The organism is Streptomyces sp. AV19 (assembly GCF_015999245.1).
Lineage (GTDB): Bacteria > Actinomycetota > Actinomycetes > Streptomycetales > Streptomycetaceae > Streptomyces.
Genome location: NZ_JAEAMR010000022.1, coordinates 308,012 through 330,989, shown reverse-complemented (window position 1 = coordinate 330,989; position 22,978 = coordinate 308,012). Strand labels below are relative to the sequence as shown.

Genomic DNA, 22,978 nt, shown 5'->3' with positions numbered 1-22,978 from the left:
AGTCGCTTACGGGCGAGGGCGCTCACCGGGTGAGGCGTACGAGCATCTTCCCGGTGTTGCGCCCCTGGAGCATCCCCCGGAACGCCTCCACGATTCCGTCGAACCCGTCCACGACCGTCTCGTCCTGCACCACCCGCCCGGCCAGGATGTGCGGCACGAGGAATTCCTCCCACTCACCTTGCAGATCGCGGTGGTTGCGGACGAGGAAGCCCTCCAGGCGAATGCTCTTCTCCACGACGTCGTAGAGGTTGCGGGGCGCGGGCGGCGGCTCGGTGCTGTTGTACTGGGCCACCGCCCCGCACCAGGCGATCCGTCCGTGCGGCCGCATCGCGGCGATCGCCCCCTCCAGGTGGTCGCCGCCCACGTTGTCGAAGTACACGTCGATCCCCTCCGGCGCGGCCTTCGCCAACTGCCCGGCCACCGGCCCGTCGTGGTAGTCGAAGGCCGCGTCGAAGCCCAGGCCGTCCACGAGGTGCCGGACCTTGGCCGCCGACCCCGCGCTGCCGATCACCCGTCCCGCGCCCATCAGCCGCGCCAACTGCCCCGCGACGCCGCCCACCCCGCCCGCGGCGGCCGAGACGAAGACCGTCTCCCCGGCGCGCAGCCGGGCGACCTTCGCCAGGCCGACGTACGCGCTCAGCCCGGTCCCGCCGAGCAGCCCGAGCCAGGCGCTCAGCGGCACGCCCTCGTGGCGCGGCAGCACCCGCGCCCCGTCCGCCGCGCTCACCAGCGCGTGGGTGCGCCACCCTTTGCGGTGGAAAACGAGGTCGCCGACGGCGAGCGCCGGGTCGCGGGACTCCACGACCCGCCCGACGGAACGGCCTTCGAGCGGCGCGTTCAGCTCCCACCCGGCGTCCATCGCCTCCCTCATGTACGGGTCCACGGACAGCAGGACGTTCTCCACGAGCGCCGTGCCGGGTGTCACGGCGGGAAGCGGCCCGTCGACGAAGGCGAAGTCGGCGGCGGTGGGCAGGCCCTGCGGGCGGGCGATCTGGTGCACGGAGCGGAAGGTGCTGGTCATGGGCTGCACGGTAGGCGCCGGGGGGCGGCCCGTCCCAGTACGTGGGACTGCTGGAACAACCCCTTCCATGAACACCATTCATGATCGTGGATTCGCCCCATGCCGTCGCCGTCGCCGCCACCGCCACCGACCGAACCGACCCTCCCCGAACTGCGCGTCCTCGTCGCCATAGCGGAGCACGGCAGCTTCACCGCCGCCGGTTCCCGCCTCGGCCTGACCCAGTCCGCGGTCTCCCACACCGTACGCACCTGCGAACGCAAGCTCGGCGTCGTCCTCTTCGACCGAGGCCGGCACGGCGCCCGCCCCACGGAGGCGGGGCTGCGGGCGGTCGCCCGGGCCCGCCGCATCCTGCGGCTGCTGGAGACCATGCGCGACGAGACGCGCGGCCCCGGCCCCGCGGGCCTCACCGGCCCGCTGCGGATCGCCGCCTTCCGCAGCGCCGCCGCGCACCTGCTGCCCGGACCGCTGGCCCGGCTCCGGGCCCGGCACCCCGGGCTCACCCCGGAAGTGCGCATCGTCCGGGAGATCGGCCGCGGCACGACGGGCGAGGTCGCGGACGGCCGCGCCGACCTGGCCATCGCGACGCTCGACGACTCGTCCGCCGCGATGGTCTCCGCCCGCCTCGTCACCGAGCCGTACTCCCTGGTCGCACCCGCCGACCACCCCGACCCGCGCTCCCTCCCCCTCGTCGACTGGGCCGAGAACTGCGGCTCCTGCACGAGGGACTGGTGGTCCCGGCAGGACTGGATCCCGCCCGCGACGATCGACGCGGAGGACGACAGCGTGGTCCTGTCGATGGTGGCCCAGGGCCTGGGCATGGCCATCATGCCCGCCCTCTCGCTCGCCTCCGCGCCCTCGACGGTGACCGTCACGGACCTGGGGGAGGAACGCCCGACGCGGGCCGTCGGCTACGTCACGACACCGGAGCTGGCGGGGAGCGCGGCGGTGCGCGAACTGATCCGGGAACTGCGGTCCGCGCGTACGCTCCCCCCGGCTCAGGGGACGTCATCGGCCTTCCAGAGGGAGTGCACCACGAGTCCGTCCTGAAGGATCACGATCTGAGTGTTGGGCCGCTGCGTCCAGGCGAAGGCCGCCCCGAAGTCCTCCCACTCCACCGCGAGTTGTTCCCAGTGCCGGGTGATGTCGGGGCCGGTGGGGTAGCACTCGTCCAGCGTGTACATGGTCCGGTCGGTCACCGGTGACCGGGGGTCGAAGGGGTTGACCGACTCCGGACCCTTGGTGAGGGTGTAGGCGATGAGGCACTGCCCATGGCCGTTCTTCAGGTACGCGAAGTAGCTGTCCCAGAGGCGGTCGCCGTCGGCGACGTTGCCGGGATCGGTCGTCATGACGATGGTGATCTTGTGGTGGTTCTCCTCGCAGGGATTGGGCAGCGGCACCTGGCTCTCCCCTCGGGCAGGAGCGGCGTTCCCGGCGGCTCGCTGCTCCGGTGCTCCGAGCGGATCCGCAAGGCCCCTCGACGAAGACTCTAGGTCCGCGCCTCACCCCGTGCGATCACCCACATGGGCTAAACCTGCGCGGAGCCGGGACCGTCGCGATCAGTGGCGAAATGTCCCTGGCGCGGTGGCCGTGATGCGCCGGAGGAGCGGCCGGGTGGTCATGAGCGGATTGCCCGTCATCAGCCCCGACCAGTCCGTCATGAGCGCGCGGAGCCCGGTCGGGGTGCCGCCGGCGAGCATCCGGAAGTCGCGGATGAGATGCGACTGGTCGGCGAAGCCGCACATCACGGCGGCGTCCGCCCAGGAAGGCCGCATGGTGCCGGTCATGAAGCCCAGGGTCTTCTGCAGCCGGGTGATACGGGCGACGGTCTTGGGCGGCAGGCCGATCTCCTGATGGAACCGGGCGTTCAAGTGCTGGCGGGACCAGCCCACTTCGTCCGCCAGCGTGCCGATCCGCATATCGCCCGACAGGGCCGTCAGCCGTCGCCAGGCATGCCATACCGGTGCCGCCAGTTCCGCTGCGGCACCGATGCGGGCGATCAGGTAGCCGTCCAGCATATGGAACCTTGCCGCCCAGTCGGGGGCTTCGGTGAGCCGCTCGGCCAGGCGCCGGGCATCGGCGCCCAGGAAATCGTCGAGTTCGACAACCCTGTTCGTGAGTTCGTGCAACGGCATGCCGAGCAGCATCCGGGCACCCGGCGGCGTCAGTTGCACCGTCATGCCGTACGCCCACCCGGCCTGCTCGACCAGCATCGGCCGGTCGGTCAGCCCGGACATCAGCGAGGCCTTCGGGAGCCACAACGGTGCGCGAGCATCGGCGATCACCCGACGCTCCGACGGCGAGAAATTGATCACGAGGACGACGGACGCCAGCGCCATCGCCCGTCGCACCAGCGGCCGGGCGAACGTCCAGTCCTCTCCCGTGTACGCGAGCACGAGACCGGCGAGTCGGTGATCAGGGGCGCGATAGACGAGTTCGGCCGACTCGGACATCCATGTATCGATCACAGCTGCCTGGTTGCCGCCGAGGCTCATGTCATGAATCCTACATTTCCCCAAGCAGGCTCCCAGGGCCCCGCGTTGACGTCGGGTCCAACTTGTGATCGGGGCGGCCGGGGGCGGTGCGACGAGCGTATGGTGCGAGGACCTGGGATTTTCCGGGCGCTGATCGCCTGCGGAGCGTCACAGCGGCGACGGGCCGTCACCGGCCAAGGAGGCATGGTGACGGTGGTCGCCTGTCCGGCCGTCCAGCCCCACGAGGCGCGTGCATGCGAGCAGCGCGCGGATGCAGTCGGGTACGCAGAGGTCCTGATCGCCTTCCGGGGCGGGCAGGAGCCAGTGGGCGCCTGGGGGTTCGTGGCGTGTGGGTGGGGGCGTGGCGAGGTAGTTGGTGTGATTGGTGGCGCCGAGGCATTGGGCGCCGGGAACATTCCAAGTGTCGGCGGTGTCCGGAGGTACGAGGATGCTGTAGCGGTCCCGGCGGCGGGAGACAAGGACAGCGGTGGTGATGCCGACGGCGCGGAAGTGGCGTTCGACGGCGTCGCGGTCGCGAGAACCGCGGATCCCGTCCTCGACGAGGGCGGCGGGGACATGGACGGCGTCGAAGTGGATGCCTGCGCGGAGGGTGGCGGGCAGTCCCTTGGACCATGCCTCGCGTGCGACGCGAGGGTGCGTTTCGCGGGACACGAGCCAGCGACCGGCCTTGTCGGTGGTGCGGTGGCATGGGCAGGTGCAGGGGAGGGCGTCGGTGCGCGTGGTGCCCACGCGGCGGATGGGTGTGGCCCCGATGCATGTGCCGTGCTGTCCGAGCCGGCACGGCTCGGTCGCATGGCTGCGGCTGTCCTCGGTGCGCATCGTAACTCCCGTTTCTGGAGAGGTCGGAGAGCTGCGACCGTAGGGGCGCCCGCGCCGAGGGAGGGGCAGGGATCCTGCCCCTCGCTCAACCGTTCGTCATGCGGCGAGGAACCCCAGCTTCACGGCCAGTTCGGAGGCGCGCTGCCGCCGGCCCGGGCTCTTCGCCTCCGTCTCCTCCAGGACGATGCGCCGGGCGTAGCCGTTGTACGTGACTGTGTCCGGCGCCGATTCGTGCGCTTTCGCCAGGGTGGCGAGAGCAACCTCCGGCTGCCCGTCGAGCTGGTAGCCGCGGGCCTCCTCGATGCGGTGCCGGGCCCTGCGCGGCCGCGAGGGAATCGTGTGGGCGTCGGCCGCTGTGGCTTGCCGTACGGACTCACCACCGGCGTGCAACTCGACGGCGACGGTCACGGCGTGGGCCGACATCACGGCCCGCGAGAAGGACGTGACGGGATGGTAGTAGTGCACCGGGAGTGACTCGGCGAGGGCATGGGCCTTCTCCCACCATGCCCAGGCCGTACCCGACTCGCCGCGTCGCGCTGCCGTGTACCCGGCCTCGAACTGCAGGGCTCCGACGACGGCCCGCACGTCGTCCCCACCGTCGGGCGTCAACGGCTCCAGGAAGGCCAGGGTGTCCCGGTTGACGGAGTCGGCGGCGTCGAAGTGGGCGTGCCCGGAGTCCCGGTGGGCCTGCACCGTCAGCCAGGCGGCGATGCCGATGACGTGCGGGTCCTCGGACTCCTGCGCCGCGACCATCCCCCGGTCCGCCACCCGCCACAGCAGAGCGGGATCGGGCTGGTACGCCACGAAGAACTGCGCCAGGGAATAGACCTCGGACAGGATGCCCTGCAGTCTGCGCCGGTCCGCAGCCGACGTGGCCTGGCGCACGGCCAGTTGGGCGTCCCGGATGAGCCCGGGCAGCAGCCCGCCCACGACTTCGCGGTGCCGTGCGGCCGAATGGCGCGCGGCCCACGCCCGGTCGAGCCGCGCCCGCAACCCTTCCGCCGACGGCGCCTCGCCGTCCCCCACCACGGGATAGGCGTTGACCGCTGCTTGGACGGCCGGCAGGAGGGGATGGCCGGGCCCGGTGAACAGATGAGTGGGCATGCTCTCGTCGCCGGTCAACTCGGCGAGATCGCGGACGCGGAGGACTTCGGCGACGCGCAGGATCATGGCCAGCGAGGGCGTGCCGATGCTGCCGTTCTCCACCTGCTTGACCCAGGAGGGCGAACGACCGAGCAGCCCGGCGAGCACAGGCCTGCTCAACCCGCGCCGCGTGCGGAGCACCTGCATGCGCTGGCCGAAGACCAACGGGTCGGTGTACGGGTCCGGGGTCGCGTCAGCCGGCATGGGTCTGCCCCTCTCTGGACGGCGCGTCACTGTCAGAGTACGGGGGCTGTGTCCGCCGACTGCCTTTGGCCGGTCGGTGAAACACCGTGGAGTGAGGAGCAGTGCGGTGGAACTCGTTCCGGACAACGATCCGTTGGGCGGTATGCGTCCATTGACGGAGCAGGACGATGCCATCCTGGGGCACACACCGCGGGAGGGGTTAGTGGACCGCTGCCGGGCCCCCTGGCAAGTGGTGCCACGCTACGCCCCCGGGCCGACCCGCCGGCCGATGCGAGAAGCCGGCAGGCACAGACAGCGTGGGCGCCCGACCGGACCGGGCTTCACGCGGTCCGCGGCAACGGCGGCAGGGGCAGCGGCAGCCCCGGCAGGCCGTCGATGCTGGTCGCGACGTGCTCCTTCTTCCGGAAGTACGCGTCCAGCGTGTCGTCCGTCTCGCGCGCGAAGCGCGACGCGTGCAGCGGGCGGTCCCCGTCGTAGGTCATGAACGGGACGGCGTACCCGCAGGTGTCGCGGATCTTCTCGGCGGTGACGACGATGATCGCGCGCAGGCCGTGCAGGGCCGGGTCGATGTCCGGGAAGTGCGCCATCAGCCCGGCCCAGCGCGCGTCGTCACGGAAGACCGGCTCTCCGCGCCCGTGCACGCGGACGATGTTGGGCGGGCCGTCGAAGGCGCACCACATCAAGGTGATGCGGCCGTTCTCGCGCAGGTGGGCGATCGTCTCGGCGTTGCTGCCGGCGAAGTCGAGGTAGGCCACCGTGAGTTCGTCGATCACGGCGAACGAGCCGTTCAGGCCCTTGGGTGAGAGGTTGATGGTGCCGTCGCCGTCCAGCGGCGCTGTCGCGGTGAAGAAGATGTGCTGCGCCTCGATGAACGTGCGCAGCCTGCCGTCTATTCGCTCGTAGCTCTTTCCCATGGATCGATTATGGCCGGATTGCGACGGCAGTTCTGGATCTTGTGCGATGAATGTCAAAGCGGCCCGGACATTCCATCCGTTATGCGACGGAGCAGTGGCCGATGGGTCATGAGCGGATTGCCCGTCAGCAGGCCGGACCAGTCGGTCATGAGGGTGCGGAGATCGGTCGGGGTGCAGCCGGCGAGCATCCGGAAGTCGCGGTTGAGGTGCGGCTGGTCGGTGAAGCCACAGGCCGCGGCGGCGTCGGCCCAGGAGAACCGCCCGGCGTCGCCCATGAAGGACAAGGTCTTCTGCAACCGTGCGATGCGGCCCACGGTCTTGGGCGGCAGTCCGATCTCCTGGTGGAACCGGGCGTTCAAGTGCTGCCGGGACCAGCCCACTTCGTCCGCCAGCGTGCCGATCCGCACGTCACCCGACAGGGCCGTCAGCCGTTGCCAGGCCCGCCGGACCGGTGCCGCCAGTTCGGGTCCGGCGCCGATCCGGGCGATCAGGTAGCTGTCCAGCAGCCGGAACCTCGAAGGCCAGTCGGGGGCTTCGGCGAGCCGGCAGGTCAGCCGCCGGGCGCTGACGCCCAACAGATCGTCGAGACCGAGGGTCGTGTTCGTGATCTCGTTCAGTGGAAGTCCGAACAATGCGCGGGCGCCCGGCGGAGTCAGCTGCACCGTCATGCCGTAGGCCCGCCCGGTCTGCTCGATCAGCATCGGGCGGTCGCTCAGCCCGGAGACCAGGGAGGCCGTCGGGTGCTGCCGTGCCGGTGGGCGGATGTCGGTGACCACCTGCCGGATCGGCGGCTCGAAGTCGATCACGAGGACCACGGTCGCCAGCGCCATCACCCGTCGCAGCAGTGGCTGCGCGGGTGACCGGTCCTCGCCCGTGTACGTGAGCACAAGTCCGGCGAGGCGGGGATGAGGGGCGCGGTAGGCGAGTTCGGCGGATCCGGGCACGGGGGTGCTGAGCACAGCTGTCTGGTCGACCACACCGCACTCCCTTCGGAGCACAGAACAACACCGGAACACGAGGGCTCGTGCCGCAGATCCTACATTTTTCCAATACTGCCTCCGAGGGCCTGACTAACGTCGTGGCCATCCCGCAATCGGGATGCGAGCGCCGCCGTCCCGGAGCAACGGCCGGCTCTCGCGTGTGCGCGGGTCCGTCGTGGACCGCCTCCACGGGGGTGAGGTGGTCCACGCGGGCCGCGTGGGCGGGCGGGAGGCATAGGGAGGGGCGGCGAGTCGCTCCCCCCGGCGGTGGGGGGAGGGCCTGTGCCCATGCCGGTTCATTGCCAGAACAGCTCTTCGATGACGATCTGGGGATCCTCGGAGCGCCGGACGAAGGTGAACCGGGCCCATCCACGGCCGCTGTCGAAGTAGAAGATGTGCGGGCCTCGGAACCGGGTGGAGCGTTCCGGCTCCACCGGGATGTCGGGACCGGGCCGGTACGGGTCCGGGGCGGTGTTGACGTCCACCAAGGCTTCTACGAGCGTTTCCCGGACGTCCTTCGGCAGTGAGTCGCGATATGCCCCGGCATCCGTCCGCCAGTCGATCTTCCAGGGCGGCCCCATGATGTCGTCGCTCACTCGCCGGGCTCCAGGCTTCGCAGGGCGTGCCGGATGCGGGCCGCTTCTTCCAGCAGTTCCTGGGCCTCGGCGTTGGTCGTCGCAGCGCCGGCCCGGGTCTCCAGGTCGTGGAGGTGCGCGTCGAGCTCGGGGTTCCGGGCGATGGCGAACTCCACCCACCAGCGCATCATGAAGGCCGGCACCGGCGCGAGGTCGTAGGCGTCGGCGATGTACTTCTTCCAGTGCGCGTCGAAGTCGGGCAGCAGGTCGGGTGTGTGCTGGGAGATGGCAGCCCGGAGAGCCTTGGGCGTGCGCTCGGGCATCGGCGGGACGCGCGGGCTGCCGATGGGTTCCATGGTCACCGATTGGTCCACCTCTCGGGTTATGCGCTCTTGCAGTGAGCCTATGGGGCTGTCCGCGTCCCGGGTTGGCGATCCCGGCTCAGGGCGCCACAGGTCCGTGAAGCCTTCCGCACAGTCCGCGTTGATCGCAATTCCTTGGACCGCCACGAGGCGATCGGCCAAGGGCGAAGCTGTCCCCGGGCCTGAGACTTTGAGAGGGTGACCCACCGGCAAGCGCCCATCACCGCCGGTCGCCCCGGCCCTCCAACCGCCGGACCGCTGCGCGGAGGAGCGCCTGCGTGGCGGGGTCGCCGTAGCGCCGGGCCCGAGTGAGGCTGCCGCGGCGCTTGAGGAGCAGGGCGATGACGAAGACCACCAGGGCGAGGACGGCCAGGCCGCCCGCCACCAGGCCGTACCTGATGAGTATGAGGTCGAGGAACCGCTCCACGGGGAGCCCCCTTCTATTTATCACATGCGTGATACGAAAGAATTTATCACGCCCGTGATAGAAAAACTCCATGCCGAAAATCGTGGACCCCGAAGCCCGTCGCCGCGACGTCGTCGACGCCCTGTTCCGCGTCGTCGTACGCGACGGCCTCCAGCGCGCCTCCCTCCGCGCCGTCGCCGGCGAAGCGGGGCTCAATATCGGATCGGTGCGCCACTACTTCGCGGGGCAGCGGGAGTTGATGGAGTTTGTGATGCGGGCGATGCTCGACCGGGTCACCAGGCGGCTGCTGTGCGGCGTGGAGGAAATCGGGGACCTGGGCGCGTACGCTCGCGCGGAGCGGCTGCGGCTGGTGGCCGGGCTGCTGTCGGAGCTGCTGCCGCTCGACGGGCGCCGACGCGCGGAGGTCGTCGTCTTTCTGGAGTTCACCCTCGCCGCGCGCACCGATCCGGCGTTCGCGGAGATCGCGAGGCAGACCGCCGTCGGTACGCGGCGGCTTCTGCGCCGCGTCCTCGTCCGGCTCGACGAGTCCGGTACGCTGCCGCACGGCCGCGACCTCGGCGTCGAGGTCGAACGGCTGGCCGCACTGCTGGACGGTCTCGGGCAGGCGGCCGTGGTGCATCCGGACGTCCTCGGCCCGGCTCGGTGCGAGGAGGTGCTGGTGACGCACTTGGAGGAGTTGGCGGGCGGCGGACGGTGAAATACCCAACCTGTCCGGTAATTACCTCAGTTGAGTGAAGTGTCGAGCGGATCGTTTTGCCCGCCCCGGGGGCCGGGGATGCTCACCGTGAAGCAAGTGCCTGGGTGGGGTCCCCGAACTCATTGACGGGGAAACGTTTTCGTATCTGCGTGTCGTCCTCGTGCGAGTGACACCGAGTGACACAGGGCATGTCGCGAGAGTGCCCAGGGCAAGTCGTGATGTGTCTCAGCCGATGAGCGGATTAGAGGTACTTCATGCGCACCGTCGCCGTAATGACCCTCCGAGCCGCCGCTTTCCTGGGCGTGCTCTCCAAGCCGTCCGCCACGTCCGCGCAGGAGTCCGCGCGGTCGGCGGACGGGGAACCCGCAGCCGGACGGACAGGATTCTTCGACGACGTGGTCAACTCCGGCATGGACGCCCTGGAGGCGTGGAAGCTGGAGGCGGCCGAGACCGTGGCGAGCGTGATCGCCCTGTCGAAGGTCGCGGAGCAACGCAGCTGAGAAGGGCGACGCAGCCCGGAAAAGGGACGGTTCACCGTCTGCGGACCAGTTCCTCGGCGCAGGAGTTGAGCGCCCGCGGCGCACCGGTGAGGTCCATGACGAACAGGGGCAGACCGAGGGCGTCCGCCTGGGCCCGGGCCTCGGTCGTGTAGCCGGCCAGGGAGAAGCACACGCCGGTGGAGTCGTCGGTCAGGGCGTACAGCCAGAGGCACTCGATGTCGCGCACGGTCGTGGGCAGGGTTGTCGGGTCCACCCGGACGACGAGGCCGTTCGCCGCCAGGTCGACGAGACCGCCGCCGGCGGCGGCACGGTGTGCCGGGCGCTGCACATGCGTGTAGCCGAGCCAGCGCAGATAGCGCTGGGCGGCGGTGACCGCGTCGCGCTCGGTGCGGATCGTGACCGGGCGGAAGGCGGCGCGGGTGGCGCGGCGGACGGCGGGGCGCGTCTCGTCGTCCGCCGCCGGCGGGTTCTCGACGGGCAGTTGGAGGACGGCGCCGCAGGCGCAGTCGAACTCCGGCCTGGGCCACTGGCCCTGGCGTCCGCAGCCCGCGCAGCGGACCGCGACCCAGCTCTCCTGCCAGGTGCGGTGGGCGAGCAACTGCGGGGCGGCGCCCGGCGGAACGGGCAGGGTCAGGGGCGCGCCACAGGCGCAGGGGTAGGTGGGGGGAGTGAACGGGTGCTCCTTGCCGCACGTCGGGCAGGGCACCGGCACGCTCTTGGCCATGGTCGGCTCCAGCGAAAGCGAACAAGTCCGTAGGACCGGGGCACTCCATAGTCCATGATGCGGACGCCGTCGGGGGCGCGAATGGCCGAAGGGGGAGTCCGGACGGCGGCTCCGCGGCGCGTGCGCGGCAGGTGCGGGCGCCGCCGTCCGGACGTCTAGGCGACCACGGGCGGAGCCTCGAACTCGCGGACGGCGTCGATGTCCGGCCCGTGCGGGGTGTTGGCCTCGCGCTCGATCATGATCTCGACGAGGGCGGGGCGCGAGGTGGTGGCGGCGCGCTCGCGCGCCCACTCCAGCGCGGGCCTGATGTCCGCCGGTTCGACGACGCGCCGCGCTGAACAGCCGTACGCCTCCACGATCTTGACGTGGTCGGTGCCGGTCGCGTCGTAGTGGATGTCCACCTGGTAGTTCATGCCGTAGCCGAGGGACGCCTGGCGGATCAGGCCCAGGTACTCGTTGTTGAGCATGACCAGCACGAGGGGGATGTCGTACTGGGCGGCCACGGCCAGTTCCTCGATGGTGTACTGGAAGCCGTAGTCGCCGACGACCGCGACCACGTCGGTGTCCGCGCGGCCCATGCCCTCCAAGGCCTTGCGGACGCCGATGGCCGCCGGGAGTTCCCAGCCGAGCGGGCCGGCCTGGCCGCAGACCTGGTAGTGGCGGGGCCGGTGGGCCTTCTGGTGCTGGCCGCCCCAGATCTGGTACAGGCCGATGGCGGTGACCACGTACGCGTCCTCGTCCAGCAGCCCGTTGAGCTCCCGGTAGATCCGGGGGGCCTTGACGGGGACGGTGTCGAAGTCCTCGCGGCGCACCAGCGTCCGCTTGAGTTCGGCGCAGCGGGCGCGCCAGGGGCCGATGTCCGGGCGCGCGCCGCGCGCGGCGGCCGCCGAGCGCAGGGCGGCGAGGAAGGCGCGGGCGTCCGCGACGATCCCGAGGTCCGGCTCGATCACCCGGCCCAGCTGGGTGGGTTCGACGTCGACCTGGACGAAGACGCGCCCGCCCCGGTAGACAGAGAGGTCCCCTCCGGTGTGGCGGTCGCCGAAGCGGGCGCCGACGGCGAGGACGAAGTCGGCCTCCAGGAACGAGGCGTTGGCGTACCGCTGGGACGTCTGGATGCCGGTGGTGCCCATGTTGAGCTCGTGGTCGTCCTCGACCGCACCCTTGCCCATCAGCGTGACCTGGAACGGGAGGCCCAGCTGCTCGGCGAGGGCGCGCAGTTCGTCCGCCGCGCCGGCGAGGATCACCCCGCCGCCGGCCAGGAGCAGCGGCCGTTCGGCGGCCAGCAGCAGGTCGAGGGCGGCCTCGACGGACGGGCCGTGCGGCGGGCAGGCGCGGACGGGCAGCCGGGCGTCGGCCGCCGGGTCATAGGCGATCTCGCGCCGGGCGACGTCCAGCGGGATGTCGACGAGCACCGGTCCGGGGCGTCCCTCGCGCGCGGTGCGGAACGCCTCGCGGAGCGTCCAGGGGATCTGCGCCGCCTCCTTGACCTGGACGGCCCACTTGGTGACGGGGGCGGCGACGGCCGCGATGTCCACGGCCTGGAACGCCTCCTGGTGCAGCTTGCCGGAGACGGCCTGGCCGGTGAGGCAGACCATCGGCACCGAGTCGGCGTGCGCGGTGTAGAGGCCGGTGACGAGGTTGGTGGCACCCGGTCCGGAGGTCGCCAGGGCCACGCCGACACGGCCGTTGGTGCGGGCCCAGCCGTCGGCCATGTGCGCCGCGGCCGTCTCGTGGCGGACGACGAGGTGCTCGATGCCGCCGTCGGCCTCCATCGCCCGGTAGAGCGGGAGGTTGGCGGCACCGGGGCAGCCGAAGGCGATGGTGACGCCCTCGTCCTTGAGGATGTGCACGGCCGCGCCCATGGCGGGGATCCGGGCGGCGGGCTTCACCGGGCCGCCGTCCGTTCGACGCCGCGCAGCAGCGCGGAGTGGTCCAGGTGGCCGTCGCCCCTCTCCCGGGCCTCGGCGATCAGCCGGGCCATCAACGTGCCGAGCGGCAGGGTGACTTCGGCCTCGCGGGCGGCGGCGGTGACGATGCCCATGTCCTTGTGGTGGAGGTCGATGCGGAAGCCGGGGGTGAAGTCGCGCCCGAGGAAGTTGTGGCGTTTGCGGGTGAGGACGGCGGAGGCGGCGAGCCCGCCGCCGAGCACGTCGAGGGCGGCGTCGAGGTCCACCCCGGACCGTTCCAGGAGGACGACGGCCTCGGCGCACGCCTGGAGTCCGGCGGCGACGATCAGCTGGTTGGCGGCCTTGACGGTCTGCCCGGCGCCGTGCGGGCCGCAGTGCACGACGGTGCCGCCGACCACGCCGAGGAGCGGCCGGGCGGCCGCGAAGACCTCCGGCGGGCCGCCGGCCATGACCGACAGCGAGCCCTCGACGGCCCCGGCCTCGCCGCCGGAGACCGGCGCGTCCAGCACCCGCAGACCGCGCCGGGCACCGGCTTCGGCGAGCGCGACGGCCGTGCGCGGGGCGACGGTTGACATGTCGACGAGGAGCGCGCCGGGCCGGGCGTTCGCCAGGATCCCGGCCCCGCCGTGCGCGACGGACTCCACGTCGGCGTCGGCGGGCAGCATGGTGACGACCACGTCGGCGTGGCGGACGGCCTCGGCCACGGAGCGGGCGGGGGTGCCGCCGTGCCCGGCGAGCCGGTCGAGCTTGTGCTGTTCGAGGGTGTACCCGGTGACCGGATGGCCGGCGCGGAGCAGGTTCTCGGCCATGGGCGAGCCCATGACGCCGAGACCGATCCACGCCACGCGGGGGAGCGGGGCGGTCATGAGACGTCCTCTCGACGGGGGAAGGCGCGGGCCAGTTCGCCGGCGGTCGGGCCCGAGGGGCGGTACTCCAGGGCGATCCAGCCCTCGTAACCGGCCGCGCGCAGCCGGGCGGCGAGGGCGGCGAGGTCGAGCGCGCCGGTGCCGGGGGCGCCGCGGCCGGGGCAGTCGGCGAACTGGACGTGCCCGGTGGCGGCGGCGTGCCGGTCGATGACGTCGTCCAGGTCCGCGCCGCCCCGCGCGAGGTGGTAGAGGTCCATGAGGAACGCGGTGTTGCCGAGGCCCGTGGCCGCGTTGACCCGGTCCGCGAGCGCGACGGCCGCGTCGGCGGTGACCAGGGGATAGGCAGGGGATTCGGGTGAGTTGAGGGCCTCGACGAGCAGGCGGGCGCCGATCCGGTGGGCGGCGCGGGCGGCCAGGACGAGGTTTTCCAGCGCGAGCGCGTCCTGGACGCGCGGGTCGACGCCGGGGAGGCGGTTGCCGTACAGGGCGTTGAGGGCCGTGCAGCCCAGGGACGCCGCGAAGTCCGCGGCGACGGGGAGGTTGGCGCGGAAGCGTTCGGACTCCGGGCCCGGCAGGGACAGGGCACCGCGGTCGGGGCCGGGGAGCCGGCCGGCGTAGAGGTTGAGCCCGACGAGCCGGGTCCCGGCGGCGGTCAGCGCGTCGCGCAGGGCGGCGAGTCCGGCGGGTGGGGGAGCCGGGTCGTCCGGCCAGGGCCACCAGAGTTCGACGGCGCGGAAGCCGGCGGCCGCCGCGGCCGCGGGGCGTTCCAGGAGCGGGAGTTCGGTGAACAGGAGCGAGAGGTTCACGGCGAGACGGGGATCGGGGAGACGGGGATCGGGGAGACGGGGATCGGGGAGATCGGGGAGGGGCACTTCGAGCGACTCCTTCCGCGCAGGAAATTCCGCATGACGGAAAGTCAACTCCGTTGAGTGGAATGGAGAGTGCCCGCGCCCCGAACGGCTGTCAAGAGTCCGCGTCATGCGGAACGGCCCCGCCGGGGCGGCGCCAACTGCCGCCCGGCAGGCCGTTCGTGGCGTTCTTCGTCCTCCTGTCTGCCGGTTTTCAGCCTCCTGTCGGTGGAATCCTGCCGGCCATGCACGGCAGCCCGGCCCGTTTGCGGATCTGGTGGCAGACGGTCCGGGTCCAGTCGGCGCGGATCGGGGTCCCGTGGCGGTCGGCGGTGGCCGCGCACAGGGAGTCCCACAGGCCCGCGCCCGTCCATTCGGTGAACCGGCGGTGCACGGTCTGCCAGGAGGCCCCGAAGACCGGCGGCAGTTGCCGCCAGCTGCATCCGGAGCCGGCCAGGAACACGATGGCGGCGAGGACTTCGCGGTCGCCGGCCCGGGGCCGGCCGCCGCCCTGGGGGCGTTTCGGCGCGGTCGGGAGGGCTTCGCTGATCAGGCGCCACAGGTCGTCCGGCACGAGTCTCTCGGTGAGGATCGTGGCGGCGGGGTCCTTCAGGGGGTCGGGGCCCTTCAGGGGGAGCGTGAACGGGCCCGGGTGGGGAAGGGGTGCCGACGGCGGGCTGTCGGGTAACGCGGGTGGGGTCACATCGTTCTCCGTCATCGCCATGTGCGGTAGGGAACTGTCGTGCGCGGCAGGGGAGCGGGGTGCCGCGGGTCATTGATCGCGAGCCGTGGGGCTTCGGGGCCTCGGAAGCGGGCCGTCCCTGGGCCGGAGCGGTGCGGATCATTCGGGACGTCTCGCAGGAGATCCTGAAACGACGGCAGTTAAATCATTGGCCACTACAATGATGGATGTAATGCCCCAGAACCGGCAAGTGTGATCCACGTCACCAAAGGCTCGGCGCTACCGTGGTCGCATGGTGCGCTTGAGAGTGGAATTCACCACGGAGCCGTTCGACTTGGAGCACGCCCCGCCGCACGCCGTGGTCGCCCGGGAGGTCGTGCAGGGCGCCGGTCTGGACTCCGTGGACGTCGGCCCGTTCGGCAACACCGCGGAGGGCGGGGCCGATGCCGTACTCGCCGCCGTGGACGAGCTGTTGCGCCGTTCGATCCGGGCGGGCGCCACGCGGGTGTCCCTGCAGGTGAACGTCGTCGGCGAGGCCGGCGCGTGAGCGGCGGCGAGAGCGAGCGGTTCCGGGCGGCGGTCGCGCCCCTCGTGGCCGCGGTGGGCGGGCGGATGCTCGACCCCGGCCAGGCGGGGGCGGACGACGTGGTGCTCTCCTGGGAGGGGCGCGAGGTGGTGGCCGTCCGGCTGCCACAGCTGTCCGACTCGCTCGAACGCATCCTGGGTGAACTGGAACGGCAGCACGGCGTGCCGCTCGCCGAACTCGACCGCAGGGCCAAGCAGTTGGTCGTGCGCGCCTTGGAGGCCCGGGGGGCCTTCGCTCTGCGTCACGGCGTGGAGACGGTGGCGGCGGCCCTGGGGGTCAGCCGGTTCACGGTCTACAATTACCTGAATCGTGAACGGTAGTTCTGCCCTGGGCAAGGGTGCATGGTGAAGCCCCGGCGGCGGCCGCCGGAGCTCCGGGAGCTTCCTCGGCAACAGCTGATGCGGCCACTGGGCATGACATGGGCAGGTGGCTTACGGCCCCACCTCGGGGATGCCTCGGTGGTCCGCCCATGCCTGAGCTGCTTCCGCCATGGCCGTGAGCCACGCCTCATCGGGACGCCGGTCGGCGATGGCCCGGTGCATGCGCAGATCGGCTGCGGCGAACGCGTCGATCGCTTTCGGGTCCGCGTTCTCCCACGCGGTACAGCGGGCTGCCCACCCCTCGGCGGATTCGGGGCTGTGGCCGGCGGAGATCAGCTGCACGACGAAACAGGCAGGATCGATGAACGCTGCCCCGCGTGTGGGCCATGACCAGTCAATAAGCCATGCGCCCGCATCTCCCACCATCGTATTGGACGGGTTGATATCGGTATGCAGCAGAGCGTCACCACGGAAGAAAGTCAACTCGTCTTCGCTTCTCACGTAGGCGTCCCACCGGTCTTCCCGCCAGTCCCGTGCGACGTCGGGCAGCTCCAGGCTCGCCGCACGGTTGAGAAGGCCCACGGCGATATGGAGATCCGGCGAGTCCGGCTCGAAGTCCAGGTCGCGCCCGTCGATGACTTCGAACCCGAGGATGATCCACCCGGCGTCGTCTCCGTCAACGCTCCATAGCACTCGGGGCGAGAGAGGCTGTACGTACGGGTTGATTGCCCGTTCCCGGAGGATGGAGTCCCGTCGTCCTCCCGGCCGGTTGAACATGGCCTTGACGAAGAAGGACCCCTTCTCACTGTCGATGACCGCAGCGAAGTCCGTAGTGAACCCCTGCTTCGGAACATGCACTTGATCGACTTCGCCGGTGTACGGGCGGATCAGTGCTCGGAAGTGCCCGTCGGGCAGTTCGGTCAAATCGGTTCCTTTCAAGCACTTCAGACTCTGGGGCGGCAAGTAGTCGGCGTGCCTGGACGGCACGCATCGTTCGGCTCGCACCGCGGGTCGCATGGGTTCTTCGGGACGCAGTCAGGACGGCATTCCTGGTTCTGGTCGTTGTCCTTGTCCTTCTTCCCCCAGTCGGCTCGTAGGGAGTCAACGGCCTCGGACAGGGCGGGACCGCTCAGGATAGAGGCCAACGAGTCGTTGAGGACGTTGCCGACACCCATCCAGGTGGAGAAGACGCACGGCGCGACGTTGCCGTCCGGGCCGATCACAGCTCGGCCGTCACCACACCCGCCACACAGACCCGATGCCGCCGGCTTCTGGCCTCCGGAGGCCCGTCCGAACGCCCGGATGTGGTCGGTGCCGATCCGACTGACGCCCATCGACTCCAGGTCGGCCTTCGCCGCCTCGATGATCTGCTCGTCGTCCCCGATGATGCCGACTCGGATGGGGATGCCGAGTTCGAGCGCCTTGACGATGTTGGCGCGAGTCCTGGCATGGCTCGGACGGCCGGTGACCTTGTTGTGTTCCGCAGCCGCGTTCGAGTAGTACGACGTGGCCAGTGACATTCCCTCACGCTGGAACAACTCCCAGTGCGACGGACGGACGTGCACCAGGTTGCTGTAGACCTCGGTCTTGAGGCCGACGTTCAACGCGTGGTCCACCAGCTCCGCGAACGCCGGGTGCATGGTCGGCTCGCCGCCGATGAACTGGATGTCCCGCACGCCGCATGCTGCGGCTTGGTCCAGGACGCCGATCCAGCCCTCACGGGACATGGTGCCGTGGTTGCCCTGCGGTCCCGAGGCGTTGTAGCAGTGCGTGCATGTGAGCTGGCACTTCCGTGTCAGGTCCACCCACAAGAACCGAGTGGTGGTCTGCCCGGCCGGTAACGCAGCAGTCGTCATACCTCTTGCCCTTTCACTCGTTGGCCTGGATCAACGTGGGGCTTTTCCTTGCGTCGTCGCCACTTGCCGACCCGCTATTCCTGGCCGGGACAAGCGTGGCGGGACAGGACTTTGGGTCCTTCCGGCTCCCTGCGCAGCCGGGAGGCTGCCCGCCCGGCTCTCCAGTGTCAAGGAGACGCCTGATCGGGCGGGCCCACCTCTCTGTTGGTGGCCACGACACAAGGGGCCGTGGCCACACCCCGGCATCACACAGCAGAGAGGGGGCTGGAAACCGAGTGGAGCCGGTCAGGTCTGCACGGCAAGGTGATCGTGGTGCCAGTGCCAGGAGAGGGCAGTTGCATGCTGCTCCTCTGCGCGGATGTCGCCCCGCCGCTGAGCTTCCCGAATGGCCGCGATCTTCGTCAGGCACACTCGGCAGTGTTCCTTGCTGCCGTCGGCCGATGCGGCCCGACCGGAGGAGTGCGGGACCGTAACGACGTGGCGCCACGCGTTGTCGAGGTCGGGGCGCCGGGCTCTCGGTCGGCCGGTCTTGGCGATGCTGCGACGGGAGTTTGTCATAGCGGGTTCCGTTCAGGTCGATGTACGCGGCAGGGCGTGGGGTGCGATGCTGCCCCCGCTGGATTCAATGCAGTTCGGCGACGGCAGGGACTCCGGTTCGTCCGGGCTCACCGTGGGCCCTGCTCGTCGGCGGCCGGGAGATCCTTCGGACGGCAGGTGGGGCAGGAGCACGGCGGGAAGCCGGGGCCGATGATCGGGTGCGAGTTCTTGCCCGGCGAATAGACCGTGGCCGGCCCGTAGTTCTGCCCGCTGTCACGGGAGACCCGTAACGTCATAGTGGAGCCTCGGCTCGCGGTCATGCGTCCCTCCAGGCCCCAGCCTCTTGGAGTTCCGCCTTGGTCGCGATCCGGACCTTGTCGGGGGGACACTCCCATTCGCCCCCGCTGTTGGGCGCGCAGAGCCGAATGCTGCTCCACCGCTTCTTCATCACCTGGCCCACCCGGTTGTCCCGGGTATCCACGGCCCAGTTCCCCTCACGGGGGACCATGCTCACCATCCCTGCGAGAGGCCCCTGAGCACTCCCATGTAGTTCGTCCAGAATCCGGGATTCATCTTCGGCTTCCGCGGACCGCCTGAAGTGCACGAAGCCGTTGTTGGCCTCGATCGAGGCCATGAAGGTGCGGCACTCGGCCTTGCAGCGCGGCAGCATGGAGGGGTGAACGGTCAGGACGGCCTTCGCCTCACGACGCGAGAGGTAGCCGAGAGCGCGTTCGAGCTCGGCTTCCTCTGTCGTTGAAGGCTGTTCTTCGGCCCAGACGACCGCGGCCACGACGTGCCAGCCGAGGGCGTAAGCGCAGTCTTCGCATTCCTGATGTGCGAGCAGTGCGTCAGCCACCGTCAGCCCCCGGACGTAGATGACGCACCGGAACTGTTCGACCGACGAGGTGAAGCCGGAGGCCGCGTCCACCAGGTTGCGCCGACGCGCGTGATCCCCCGATGAACGGCGTGCACTCTTGGTGAGTTGAGGTTTGGCTCGCTGGTTGCCGACCATGTGGGCATCTTGCAGGGGCGGGCAACGAGGATGAAGCGATGCAGCGTACGAGTCCCGAAGATCGCGTGAGCAGACTCGTACGCTCTGTAGGAGCTATGCGATCAAGGGCACGCCGATGAGTTCGCCGATACTGCGAACCTTTGCAGACGAGACCTTTGCGAGGCGTCGCCCGATCACCCCAGGGAGAGCTTGATGACGCACCCACTCCGGGGCTTCGAGCCCAACCTCGATGAGTGTGTCGCCGGCCTGGTCATAAAGCCCTGCCGCGCATTGAGCCAGGGCCACGTCCAGCCGGTACCGGTTCCGCGCAACCGTGGACATGTTGCCGGGGAGTTCCCGCATCCCTGGCTCGGTGGCGAGCTTCAGTGCGTGCCCGTAGTTCCTCAGCGCGACATGGACACCCACGGCTTCGGCCTTCGCCGCCGTAGGACCGAAGCTTGTGCCGTACAGGTCCACGTCTCCGCCGAGGCGGGCTGCGGCTGCTGTTGCCTGCGACAGGTAGTTCTTGGCTGAGTCCTCATCCTCGCGGCGCGAAGCGGCTACCGCAGCGGAGATCATCAATCGTCCGTACGCGACGAGTTCCGGTTGCGTCGCACGGCTGAAGCTGGGCTCCACGGCTAGGGCGGCTCGCTCGGCAACAGCCACGGCCCGGGGCAGCTTGGCACCTCGCAGGTACACCCACGACAAGGTGGATTCCAACAGTGCGAGGAGCACGGGGTCATCGGCCATGGTGGCCCACCGCTTCGCCGAGACCAGCGCACCCAAGGCGAGATCACGTTGCCCGAACCCGTTGGCGCAGGAAGCGGCAACTCGGTAGGTACTCGCGAGGATCACTCCTAGCTTTGCCCGTTCGGCGTCTGTCGCAGTCGCGAACCGTACATGGCCCTCCAGAAGGACCTTCGAAGCGAGTGTGCTGACCGCAGTGTTGTCGCTGATCCAGTAGGCGTCCCACGCCGCATCGCGGGCTCGGGCAAGCTCCTGAACGCTGCTCGGGTCCTCGATTCCTTCCCATTCGCCGAGTGCGCTCTCGTGCACAGCATCCGAGAGGCGCCGTAGTGCTGTTCGGTCCTCCCGGTTCATGCCCTGCCTCGGCGCTTGCTGGCCGAGGATCACGGACACGTCGGTCCGCAGCGCCGCAGCGAACTTCAGCAACGAACCCACAGACAGATCGCCCTTGTCCTGCTCGGCCTTCTGTACCAGGGCCAAGGAGACGCCGGCCGCCTCGGCGAGGCCCTGTTGCGTCATGTCTGAGCCGCGCAGTGCCTTGATGCGCTTGCCTGTGGTCAGGTCCGCCCAACTGGCCATGGCCACCTCAAGAGGGTCGGGTGCTTGGTGACTTCGCATCCGATGGTAGGGCGGACCTTGCAACAGCCGAGGCTCAGGTCCCGGGGGCGGATGGCAACGCTCAGCTCCTCGAAGTCGGCGGGCGCCCTGCCCGGGCCGCCCTCCGCCGCCAGGCGGACGCGGGGGACCGGGTCGTCGTCGAGCCCGTACTCAACGGAGTCCATCCGCTCCCGCACCTCGGGCCGCCCGGCGCGCCCGGGATGTCAAGGCGGCCGGGGTCAGCTGGCTCGTGACCGGGAACGCGGTCACGGGGTAGTGGCAAGGTTGACAACTACCTCGAACGCGAACGGCAGTTCTGCCTTCGGCAAAGGGTTTTCAACAAACTGTTGACGTCCCGTCCGTGAGAGCGTTAGCTGTCCGCAGCCCGGCCGTCGGAGCGCGGCCGCGAGCGCCACGGAGGTTCCCGTGACTTCGAGTTCGACGCCGGGGCTGGCCCGGTTCAACGCGGCGGACGACGGCGCGGCCCGCACCGCGCTGCTGGGGGTCTGCGCGAGCACCACCTGGGCCGGCGCGCTGCTGGCGCGCCGCCCCTACCCCGACGCCCGGACCCTGCTCGCCGCCTCCGACGCGGCGGTCGCGGCACTGGACGAGAAGGACCTCGCGGAGGCGATGTCCGCGCACCCCCCGATCGGCCGGCCGGCCGACGGGGACGACCGCTCGGCCCGCGAACAGCGCGGCATGGCGGACGCCCCCGCCGACCTCCTGGCCGAGATGCTCGGGCTCAACCTCGCCTACCAGGAGAAGTTCGGGCACGTCTTCCTCGTCCGCGCGAGCGGACTGACCGCCGCCGAGCTGCGCGACGCCGTCCGCCGCCGCATCGCCAACTCCCCCGACGAGGAACGGGAGATCGTCCGCGCCGAGCTGGCCGGGATCAACCGGCTGCGGCTGGCCGCCCTCGTCGGGGCGGACACCGCCACCGTCTCCACCCACGTCCTGGACACCGCCGCCGGCCGCCCCGCCGCCGGGATCGCCGTCGCGCTCGCCGCCCGCACCGGCGCCGGGCCCTGGAGAGAGCTCGGCACGGCGGCCACCGACACCGACGGACGCTGCGCCCGGCTGCCGCCGCTCCCGGCGGACGCCACCCACGCGCGGCTGCAGTTCGACACCGAGCCCTACCTGACCCGTGAACCGGCCGGAGGCGCAGCGTTCTTCCCCGAGGTGACGGCCGTCCTCGCCGTCACGGCGGGCGAGCACCACCATCTGCCGCTGCTGCTCAGCCCCTTCGGCTACTCCGTCTACCGAGGGAGCTAGCAGGGAAATGACCGCAGAACCCCGCCGGGCGGTGCTCGGCCAGAACCAGTACGGCAAGGCCGAGACCCGCGTCGTCCGGATCACCCGGAACGGCTCCACCCACCACCTCAAGGACCTCAACGTCTCCGTCTCGCTCTCCGGCAACATGGACGACGTCCACCTCACGGGCGCCAACACCCACGTCCTCACCACGGACGCCACCAAGAACACCGTCTTCGCCTTCGCCAAGGAGCACGGCATCGCCTCCGCCGAGGAGTTCGGGATCCGGCTCGCCCGCCACTTCGTCGGCAGCCAGGAGCCGATCGGCTCGGCGCTGATCCGCGTCGAGGAGTACGCCTGGGACCGCATCGAGGCGCCGGACGCCGGCGGGGCCCGGCACTCGTTCGTCCGCGCCGGGCGGGAGACCCGTACGGCCGAGGTCCGGTACGACGGCGAGGAGTGGGAGGTCGTCTCCGGGCTGGAGGGCCTCGTGGTGCTCAACTCCACCGACTCCGAGTTCCACGGCTACGTCAAGGACCGCTACACCACGCTCCCCGAGACACGGGACCGCGTCCTCGCCACCCAGGTCAACGCCCGCTGGCGGCACGGCAGTACGGACGCCGACTGGGACGCCTCCTGGGCCCGCGCCCGCGACCACCTGCTGCACGCCTTCGCCGGTACGTATTCCTACTCGCTCCAGCAGACGCTCTACGCGATGGGCACCCGCGTCGTCGAACACCTCCCCGAGGTCGAGGAGATACGCCTCTCCCTCCCCAACAAGCACCACTTCCTCGTCGACCTGGAGCCCTTCGGCCTCAAGAACGACAACGAGGTCTACTACGCGGCCGACCGGCCCTACGGCCTCATCGAGGCCACCGTGCTCCGCGAGGGGGCGCGGCAGCGCATCCCGGTGCACCCGGCCCGTCCGTGAC

27 protein-coding genes are annotated in these 22,978 nt (G+C 70.5%); 7 read left to right on the top strand and 20 right to left on the bottom strand.

The genetic code is table 11. From position 1 onward, the window contains the following. Nucleotides 1-22 precede the first annotated feature (22 nt). Nucleotides 23-1,021: an NADP-dependent oxidoreductase gene (locus I5Q34_RS29675; protein WP_199895532.1), complete on the bottom strand. Its 999-nt coding sequence runs from the start codon at nucleotides 1,019-1,021 to the stop codon at nucleotides 23-25. 99 nt (nucleotides 1,022-1,120) lie between these two features. Here I5Q34_RS29675 and I5Q34_RS29670 point away from each other — a divergent pair, with 99 nt between their 5' ends. Further along, nucleotides 1,121-2,068, top strand: a complete 948-nt coding sequence (locus tag I5Q34_RS29670) for a LysR family transcriptional regulator (RefSeq protein ID WP_199895531.1) — start codon at nucleotides 1,121-1,123, stop codon at nucleotides 2,066-2,068. On the opposite strand, the gene I5Q34_RS29665 is transcribed toward I5Q34_RS29670, so the two are convergent. The 9 genes from I5Q34_RS29665 to I5Q34_RS29625 all read right to left on the bottom strand — a co-directional run bounded on the left by I5Q34_RS29665 (nucleotide 2,017) and on the right by I5Q34_RS29625 (nucleotide 8,937). After that, nucleotides 2,017-2,418: a hypothetical protein gene (locus I5Q34_RS29665; RefSeq protein ID WP_199895530.1), complete on the bottom strand. Its 402-nt coding sequence runs from the start codon at nucleotides 2,416-2,418 to the stop codon at nucleotides 2,017-2,019. The genes I5Q34_RS29670 and I5Q34_RS29665 overlap by 52 nt on opposite strands. A gap of 159 nt (nucleotides 2,419-2,577) precedes the next feature. Continuing rightward, nucleotides 2,578-3,513 carry an AraC family transcriptional regulator gene (locus tag I5Q34_RS29660; RefSeq protein WP_199895529.1) on the bottom strand — a complete coding sequence of 312 codons (936 nt, stop codon included), beginning with the start codon at nucleotides 3,511-3,513 and terminating at the stop codon, nucleotides 2,578-2,580. Nucleotides 3,514-3,660: 147 nt separating this feature from the next. Then, entirely contained in the window at nucleotides 3,661-4,332 is a 672-nt protein-coding gene (locus I5Q34_RS29655) for a hypothetical protein (protein ID WP_199895528.1), read from the bottom strand. 96 nt (nucleotides 4,333-4,428) lie between these two features. Then, nucleotides 4,429-5,679, bottom strand: coding sequence for a helix-turn-helix domain-containing protein (locus I5Q34_RS29650; protein ID WP_199895527.1), 1,251 nt, complete (start codon nucleotides 5,677-5,679; stop codon nucleotides 4,429-4,431). A gap of 320 nt (nucleotides 5,680-5,999) precedes the next feature. Beyond that, nucleotides 6,000-6,593 (bottom strand): pyridoxamine 5'-phosphate oxidase family protein, encoded by a 594-nt coding sequence (locus I5Q34_RS29645; protein ID WP_199895526.1) that lies wholly within the window; start codon nucleotides 6,591-6,593, stop codon nucleotides 6,000-6,002. 53 nt (nucleotides 6,594-6,646) lie between these two features. Then, nucleotides 6,647-7,570 (bottom strand): helix-turn-helix domain-containing protein, encoded by a 924-nt coding sequence (locus I5Q34_RS29640; protein WP_199895525.1) that lies wholly within the window; start codon nucleotides 7,568-7,570, stop codon nucleotides 6,647-6,649. Nucleotides 7,571-7,869: 299 nt separating this feature from the next. Then, nucleotides 7,870-8,169, bottom strand: coding sequence for a hypothetical protein (locus I5Q34_RS29635; protein WP_199895524.1), 300 nt, complete (start codon nucleotides 8,167-8,169; stop codon nucleotides 7,870-7,872). Further along, nucleotides 8,166-8,504 carry a DUF6247 family protein gene (locus tag I5Q34_RS29630; RefSeq protein ID WP_199896044.1) on the bottom strand — a complete coding sequence of 113 codons (339 nt, stop codon included), beginning with the start codon at nucleotides 8,502-8,504 and terminating at the stop codon, nucleotides 8,166-8,168. The genes I5Q34_RS29635 and I5Q34_RS29630 overlap by 4 nt, the downstream gene beginning before the upstream one ends. A 226-nt stretch (nucleotides 8,505-8,730) precedes the next feature. Then, nucleotides 8,731-8,937: a hypothetical protein gene (locus tag I5Q34_RS29625; RefSeq protein WP_199895523.1), complete on the bottom strand. Its 207-nt coding sequence runs from the start codon at nucleotides 8,935-8,937 to the stop codon at nucleotides 8,731-8,733. A gap of 70 nt (nucleotides 8,938-9,007) precedes the next feature. Between I5Q34_RS29625 and I5Q34_RS29620 the strand changes: the two genes are divergently transcribed. Together I5Q34_RS29620 and I5Q34_RS29615 are read left to right on the top strand one after the other, a co-directional pair. After that, a complete protein-coding gene (locus I5Q34_RS29620; protein WP_199895522.1) occupies nucleotides 9,008-9,634 on the top strand; it encodes a TetR/AcrR family transcriptional regulator in 627 nt (208 codons plus the stop codon). 272 nt (nucleotides 9,635-9,906) lie between these two features. Further along, nucleotides 9,907-10,134 (top strand): hypothetical protein, encoded by a 228-nt coding sequence (locus tag I5Q34_RS29615; RefSeq protein ID WP_199895521.1) that lies wholly within the window; start codon nucleotides 9,907-9,909, stop codon nucleotides 10,132-10,134. A 31-nt stretch (nucleotides 10,135-10,165) separates the two neighbouring features. Here the strand turns inward: I5Q34_RS29615 and I5Q34_RS29610 are convergent, their stop codons facing one another. The 5 genes from I5Q34_RS29610 to I5Q34_RS36185 form a co-directional block, all read right to left on the bottom strand. Then, a complete protein-coding gene (locus I5Q34_RS29610) occupies nucleotides 10,166-10,858 on the bottom strand; it encodes a hypothetical protein (RefSeq protein ID WP_199895520.1) in 693 nt (230 codons plus the stop codon). A gap of 155 nt (nucleotides 10,859-11,013) precedes the next feature. After that, complete coding sequence (gcl, locus tag I5Q34_RS29605; RefSeq protein ID WP_277965581.1) at nucleotides 11,014-12,747, bottom strand: glyoxylate carboligase; 1,734 nt, start codon at nucleotides 12,745-12,747, stop codon at nucleotides 11,014-11,016. Further along, nucleotides 12,744-13,631 (bottom strand): 2-hydroxy-3-oxopropionate reductase, encoded by an 888-nt coding sequence (locus I5Q34_RS29600; protein ID WP_199895519.1) that lies wholly within the window; start codon nucleotides 13,629-13,631, stop codon nucleotides 12,744-12,746. The genes gcl and I5Q34_RS29600 overlap by 4 nt, the downstream gene beginning before the upstream one ends. Continuing rightward, nucleotides 13,628-14,437 (bottom strand): TIM barrel protein, encoded by an 810-nt coding sequence (locus I5Q34_RS29595; RefSeq protein WP_277965580.1) that lies wholly within the window; start codon nucleotides 14,435-14,437, stop codon nucleotides 13,628-13,630. The genes I5Q34_RS29600 and I5Q34_RS29595 overlap by 4 nt, the downstream gene beginning before the upstream one ends. A 256-nt stretch (nucleotides 14,438-14,693) precedes the next feature. Continuing rightward, nucleotides 14,694-15,203 carry a transposase gene (locus I5Q34_RS36185; RefSeq protein WP_199895517.1) on the bottom strand — a complete coding sequence of 170 codons (510 nt, stop codon included), beginning with the start codon at nucleotides 15,201-15,203 and terminating at the stop codon, nucleotides 14,694-14,696. Between the two features lie 253 nt (nucleotides 15,204-15,456). Here I5Q34_RS36185 and I5Q34_RS29585 point away from each other — a divergent pair, with 253 nt between their 5' ends. Beyond that, nucleotides 15,457-15,708 (top strand): hypothetical protein, encoded by a 252-nt coding sequence (locus I5Q34_RS29585; RefSeq protein ID WP_199896042.1) that lies wholly within the window; start codon nucleotides 15,457-15,459, stop codon nucleotides 15,706-15,708. After that, a complete protein-coding gene (locus I5Q34_RS29580; RefSeq protein ID WP_277965579.1) occupies nucleotides 15,705-16,067 on the top strand; it encodes a helix-turn-helix domain-containing protein in 363 nt (120 codons plus the stop codon). The genes I5Q34_RS29585 and I5Q34_RS29580 overlap by 4 nt, the downstream gene beginning before the upstream one ends. A 111-nt stretch (nucleotides 16,068-16,178) precedes the next feature. Here I5Q34_RS29580 and I5Q34_RS29575 read toward each other — a convergent pair whose 3' ends face one another. The 5 genes from I5Q34_RS29575 to I5Q34_RS29555 all read right to left on the bottom strand — a co-directional run bounded on the left by I5Q34_RS29575 (nucleotide 16,179) and on the right by I5Q34_RS29555 (nucleotide 20,777). Continuing rightward, a complete protein-coding gene (locus I5Q34_RS29575) occupies nucleotides 16,179-16,991 on the bottom strand; it encodes a protein kinase (RefSeq protein WP_199895516.1) in 813 nt (270 codons plus the stop codon). 20 nt (nucleotides 16,992-17,011) lie between these two features. Then, nucleotides 17,012-17,872: a radical SAM/SPASM domain-containing protein gene (locus I5Q34_RS29570; protein ID WP_277965578.1), complete on the bottom strand. Its 861-nt coding sequence runs from the start codon at nucleotides 17,870-17,872 to the stop codon at nucleotides 17,012-17,014. A 716-nt stretch (nucleotides 17,873-18,588) separates the two neighbouring features. Next, the gene (locus tag I5Q34_RS29565) at nucleotides 18,589-18,780 is read right to left on the bottom strand and encodes a hypothetical protein (RefSeq protein WP_199895514.1); all 192 of its coding nucleotides are present in this window, start codon (nucleotides 18,778-18,780) and stop codon (nucleotides 18,589-18,591) included. Further along, entirely contained in the window at nucleotides 18,777-19,472 is a 696-nt protein-coding gene (locus tag I5Q34_RS35200; protein ID WP_234429695.1) for a hypothetical protein, read from the bottom strand. Before I5Q34_RS35200 ends, I5Q34_RS29565 begins: the two co-directional genes overlap by 4 nt. 93 nt (nucleotides 19,473-19,565) lie before the next feature. Then, nucleotides 19,566-20,777 (bottom strand): helix-turn-helix domain-containing protein, encoded by a 1,212-nt coding sequence (locus I5Q34_RS29555; RefSeq protein WP_199896039.1) that lies wholly within the window; start codon nucleotides 20,775-20,777, stop codon nucleotides 19,566-19,568. A gap of 444 nt (nucleotides 20,778-21,221) precedes the next feature. On the opposite strand from I5Q34_RS29555, the gene uraD reads away from it, so the two are divergent. Both uraD and pucL read left to right on the top strand, forming a co-directional pair. Then, nucleotides 21,222-22,067, top strand: coding sequence for a 2-oxo-4-hydroxy-4-carboxy-5-ureidoimidazoline decarboxylase (uraD, locus tag I5Q34_RS29550; protein ID WP_199895513.1), 846 nt, complete (start codon nucleotides 21,222-21,224; stop codon nucleotides 22,065-22,067). A 7-nt stretch (nucleotides 22,068-22,074) separates the two neighbouring features. Then, a complete protein-coding gene (gene pucL, locus I5Q34_RS29545; RefSeq protein ID WP_199895512.1) occupies nucleotides 22,075-22,977 on the top strand; it encodes a factor-independent urate hydroxylase in 903 nt (300 codons plus the stop codon). Nucleotide 22,978: the final 1 nt, after the last annotated feature.

Excerpts from the sequence above, each read along its gene's own strand:
- pucL (WP_199895512.1), top strand. The coding sequence starts at position 22,075 with ATGACCGCAGAACCCCGCCGGGCGGTGCTCGGCCAGAACCAGTACGGC.
- I5Q34_RS29555 (WP_199896039.1), bottom strand. The coding sequence starts at position 20,777 with ATGGCCAGTTGGGCGGACCTGACCACAGGCAAGCGCATCAAGGCACTG.
- I5Q34_RS29610 (WP_199895520.1), bottom strand. The coding sequence starts at position 10,858 with ATGGCCAAGAGCGTGCCGGTGCCCTGCCCGACGTGCGGCAAGGAGCAC.
- I5Q34_RS29670 (WP_199895531.1), top strand. The coding sequence starts at position 1,121 with ATGCCGTCGCCGTCGCCGCCACCGCCACCGACCGAACCGACCCTCCCC.
- I5Q34_RS29660 (WP_199895529.1), bottom strand. The coding sequence starts at position 3,513 with ATGAGCCTCGGCGGCAACCAGGCAGCTGTGATCGATACATGGATGTCC.
- I5Q34_RS35200 (WP_234429695.1), bottom strand. The coding sequence starts at position 19,472 with ATGGTCGGCAACCAGCGAGCCAAACCTCAACTCACCAAGAGTGCACGC.
- I5Q34_RS29620 (WP_199895522.1), top strand. The coding sequence starts at position 9,008 with ATGCCGAAAATCGTGGACCCCGAAGCCCGTCGCCGCGACGTCGTCGAC.
- I5Q34_RS29615 (WP_199895521.1), top strand. The coding sequence starts at position 9,907 with ATGACCCTCCGAGCCGCCGCTTTCCTGGGCGTGCTCTCCAAGCCGTCC.
- I5Q34_RS29645 (WP_199895526.1), bottom strand. The coding sequence starts at position 6,593 with ATGGGAAAGAGCTACGAGCGAATAGACGGCAGGCTGCGCACGTTCATC.
- I5Q34_RS29675 (WP_199895532.1), bottom strand. The coding sequence starts at position 1,021 with ATGACCAGCACCTTCCGCTCCGTGCACCAGATCGCCCGCCCGCAGGGC.
- I5Q34_RS29600 (WP_199895519.1), bottom strand. The coding sequence starts at position 13,631 with ATGACCGCCCCGCTCCCCCGCGTGGCGTGGATCGGTCTCGGCGTCATG.
- I5Q34_RS29565 (WP_199895514.1), bottom strand. The coding sequence starts at position 18,780 with ATGACCGCGAGCCGAGGCTCCACTATGACGTTACGGGTCTCCCGTGAC.
- I5Q34_RS29650 (WP_199895527.1), bottom strand. The coding sequence starts at position 5,679 with ATGCCGGCTGACGCGACCCCGGACCCGTACACCGACCCGTTGGTCTTC.
- I5Q34_RS36185 (WP_199895517.1), bottom strand. The coding sequence starts at position 15,203 with ATGGCGATGACGGAGAACGATGTGACCCCACCCGCGTTACCCGACAGC.
- I5Q34_RS29630 (WP_199896044.1), bottom strand. The coding sequence starts at position 8,504 with ATGGAACCCATCGGCAGCCCGCGCGTCCCGCCGATGCCCGAGCGCACG.
- I5Q34_RS29655 (WP_199895528.1), bottom strand. The coding sequence starts at position 4,332 with ATGCGCACCGAGGACAGCCGCAGCCATGCGACCGAGCCGTGCCGGCTC.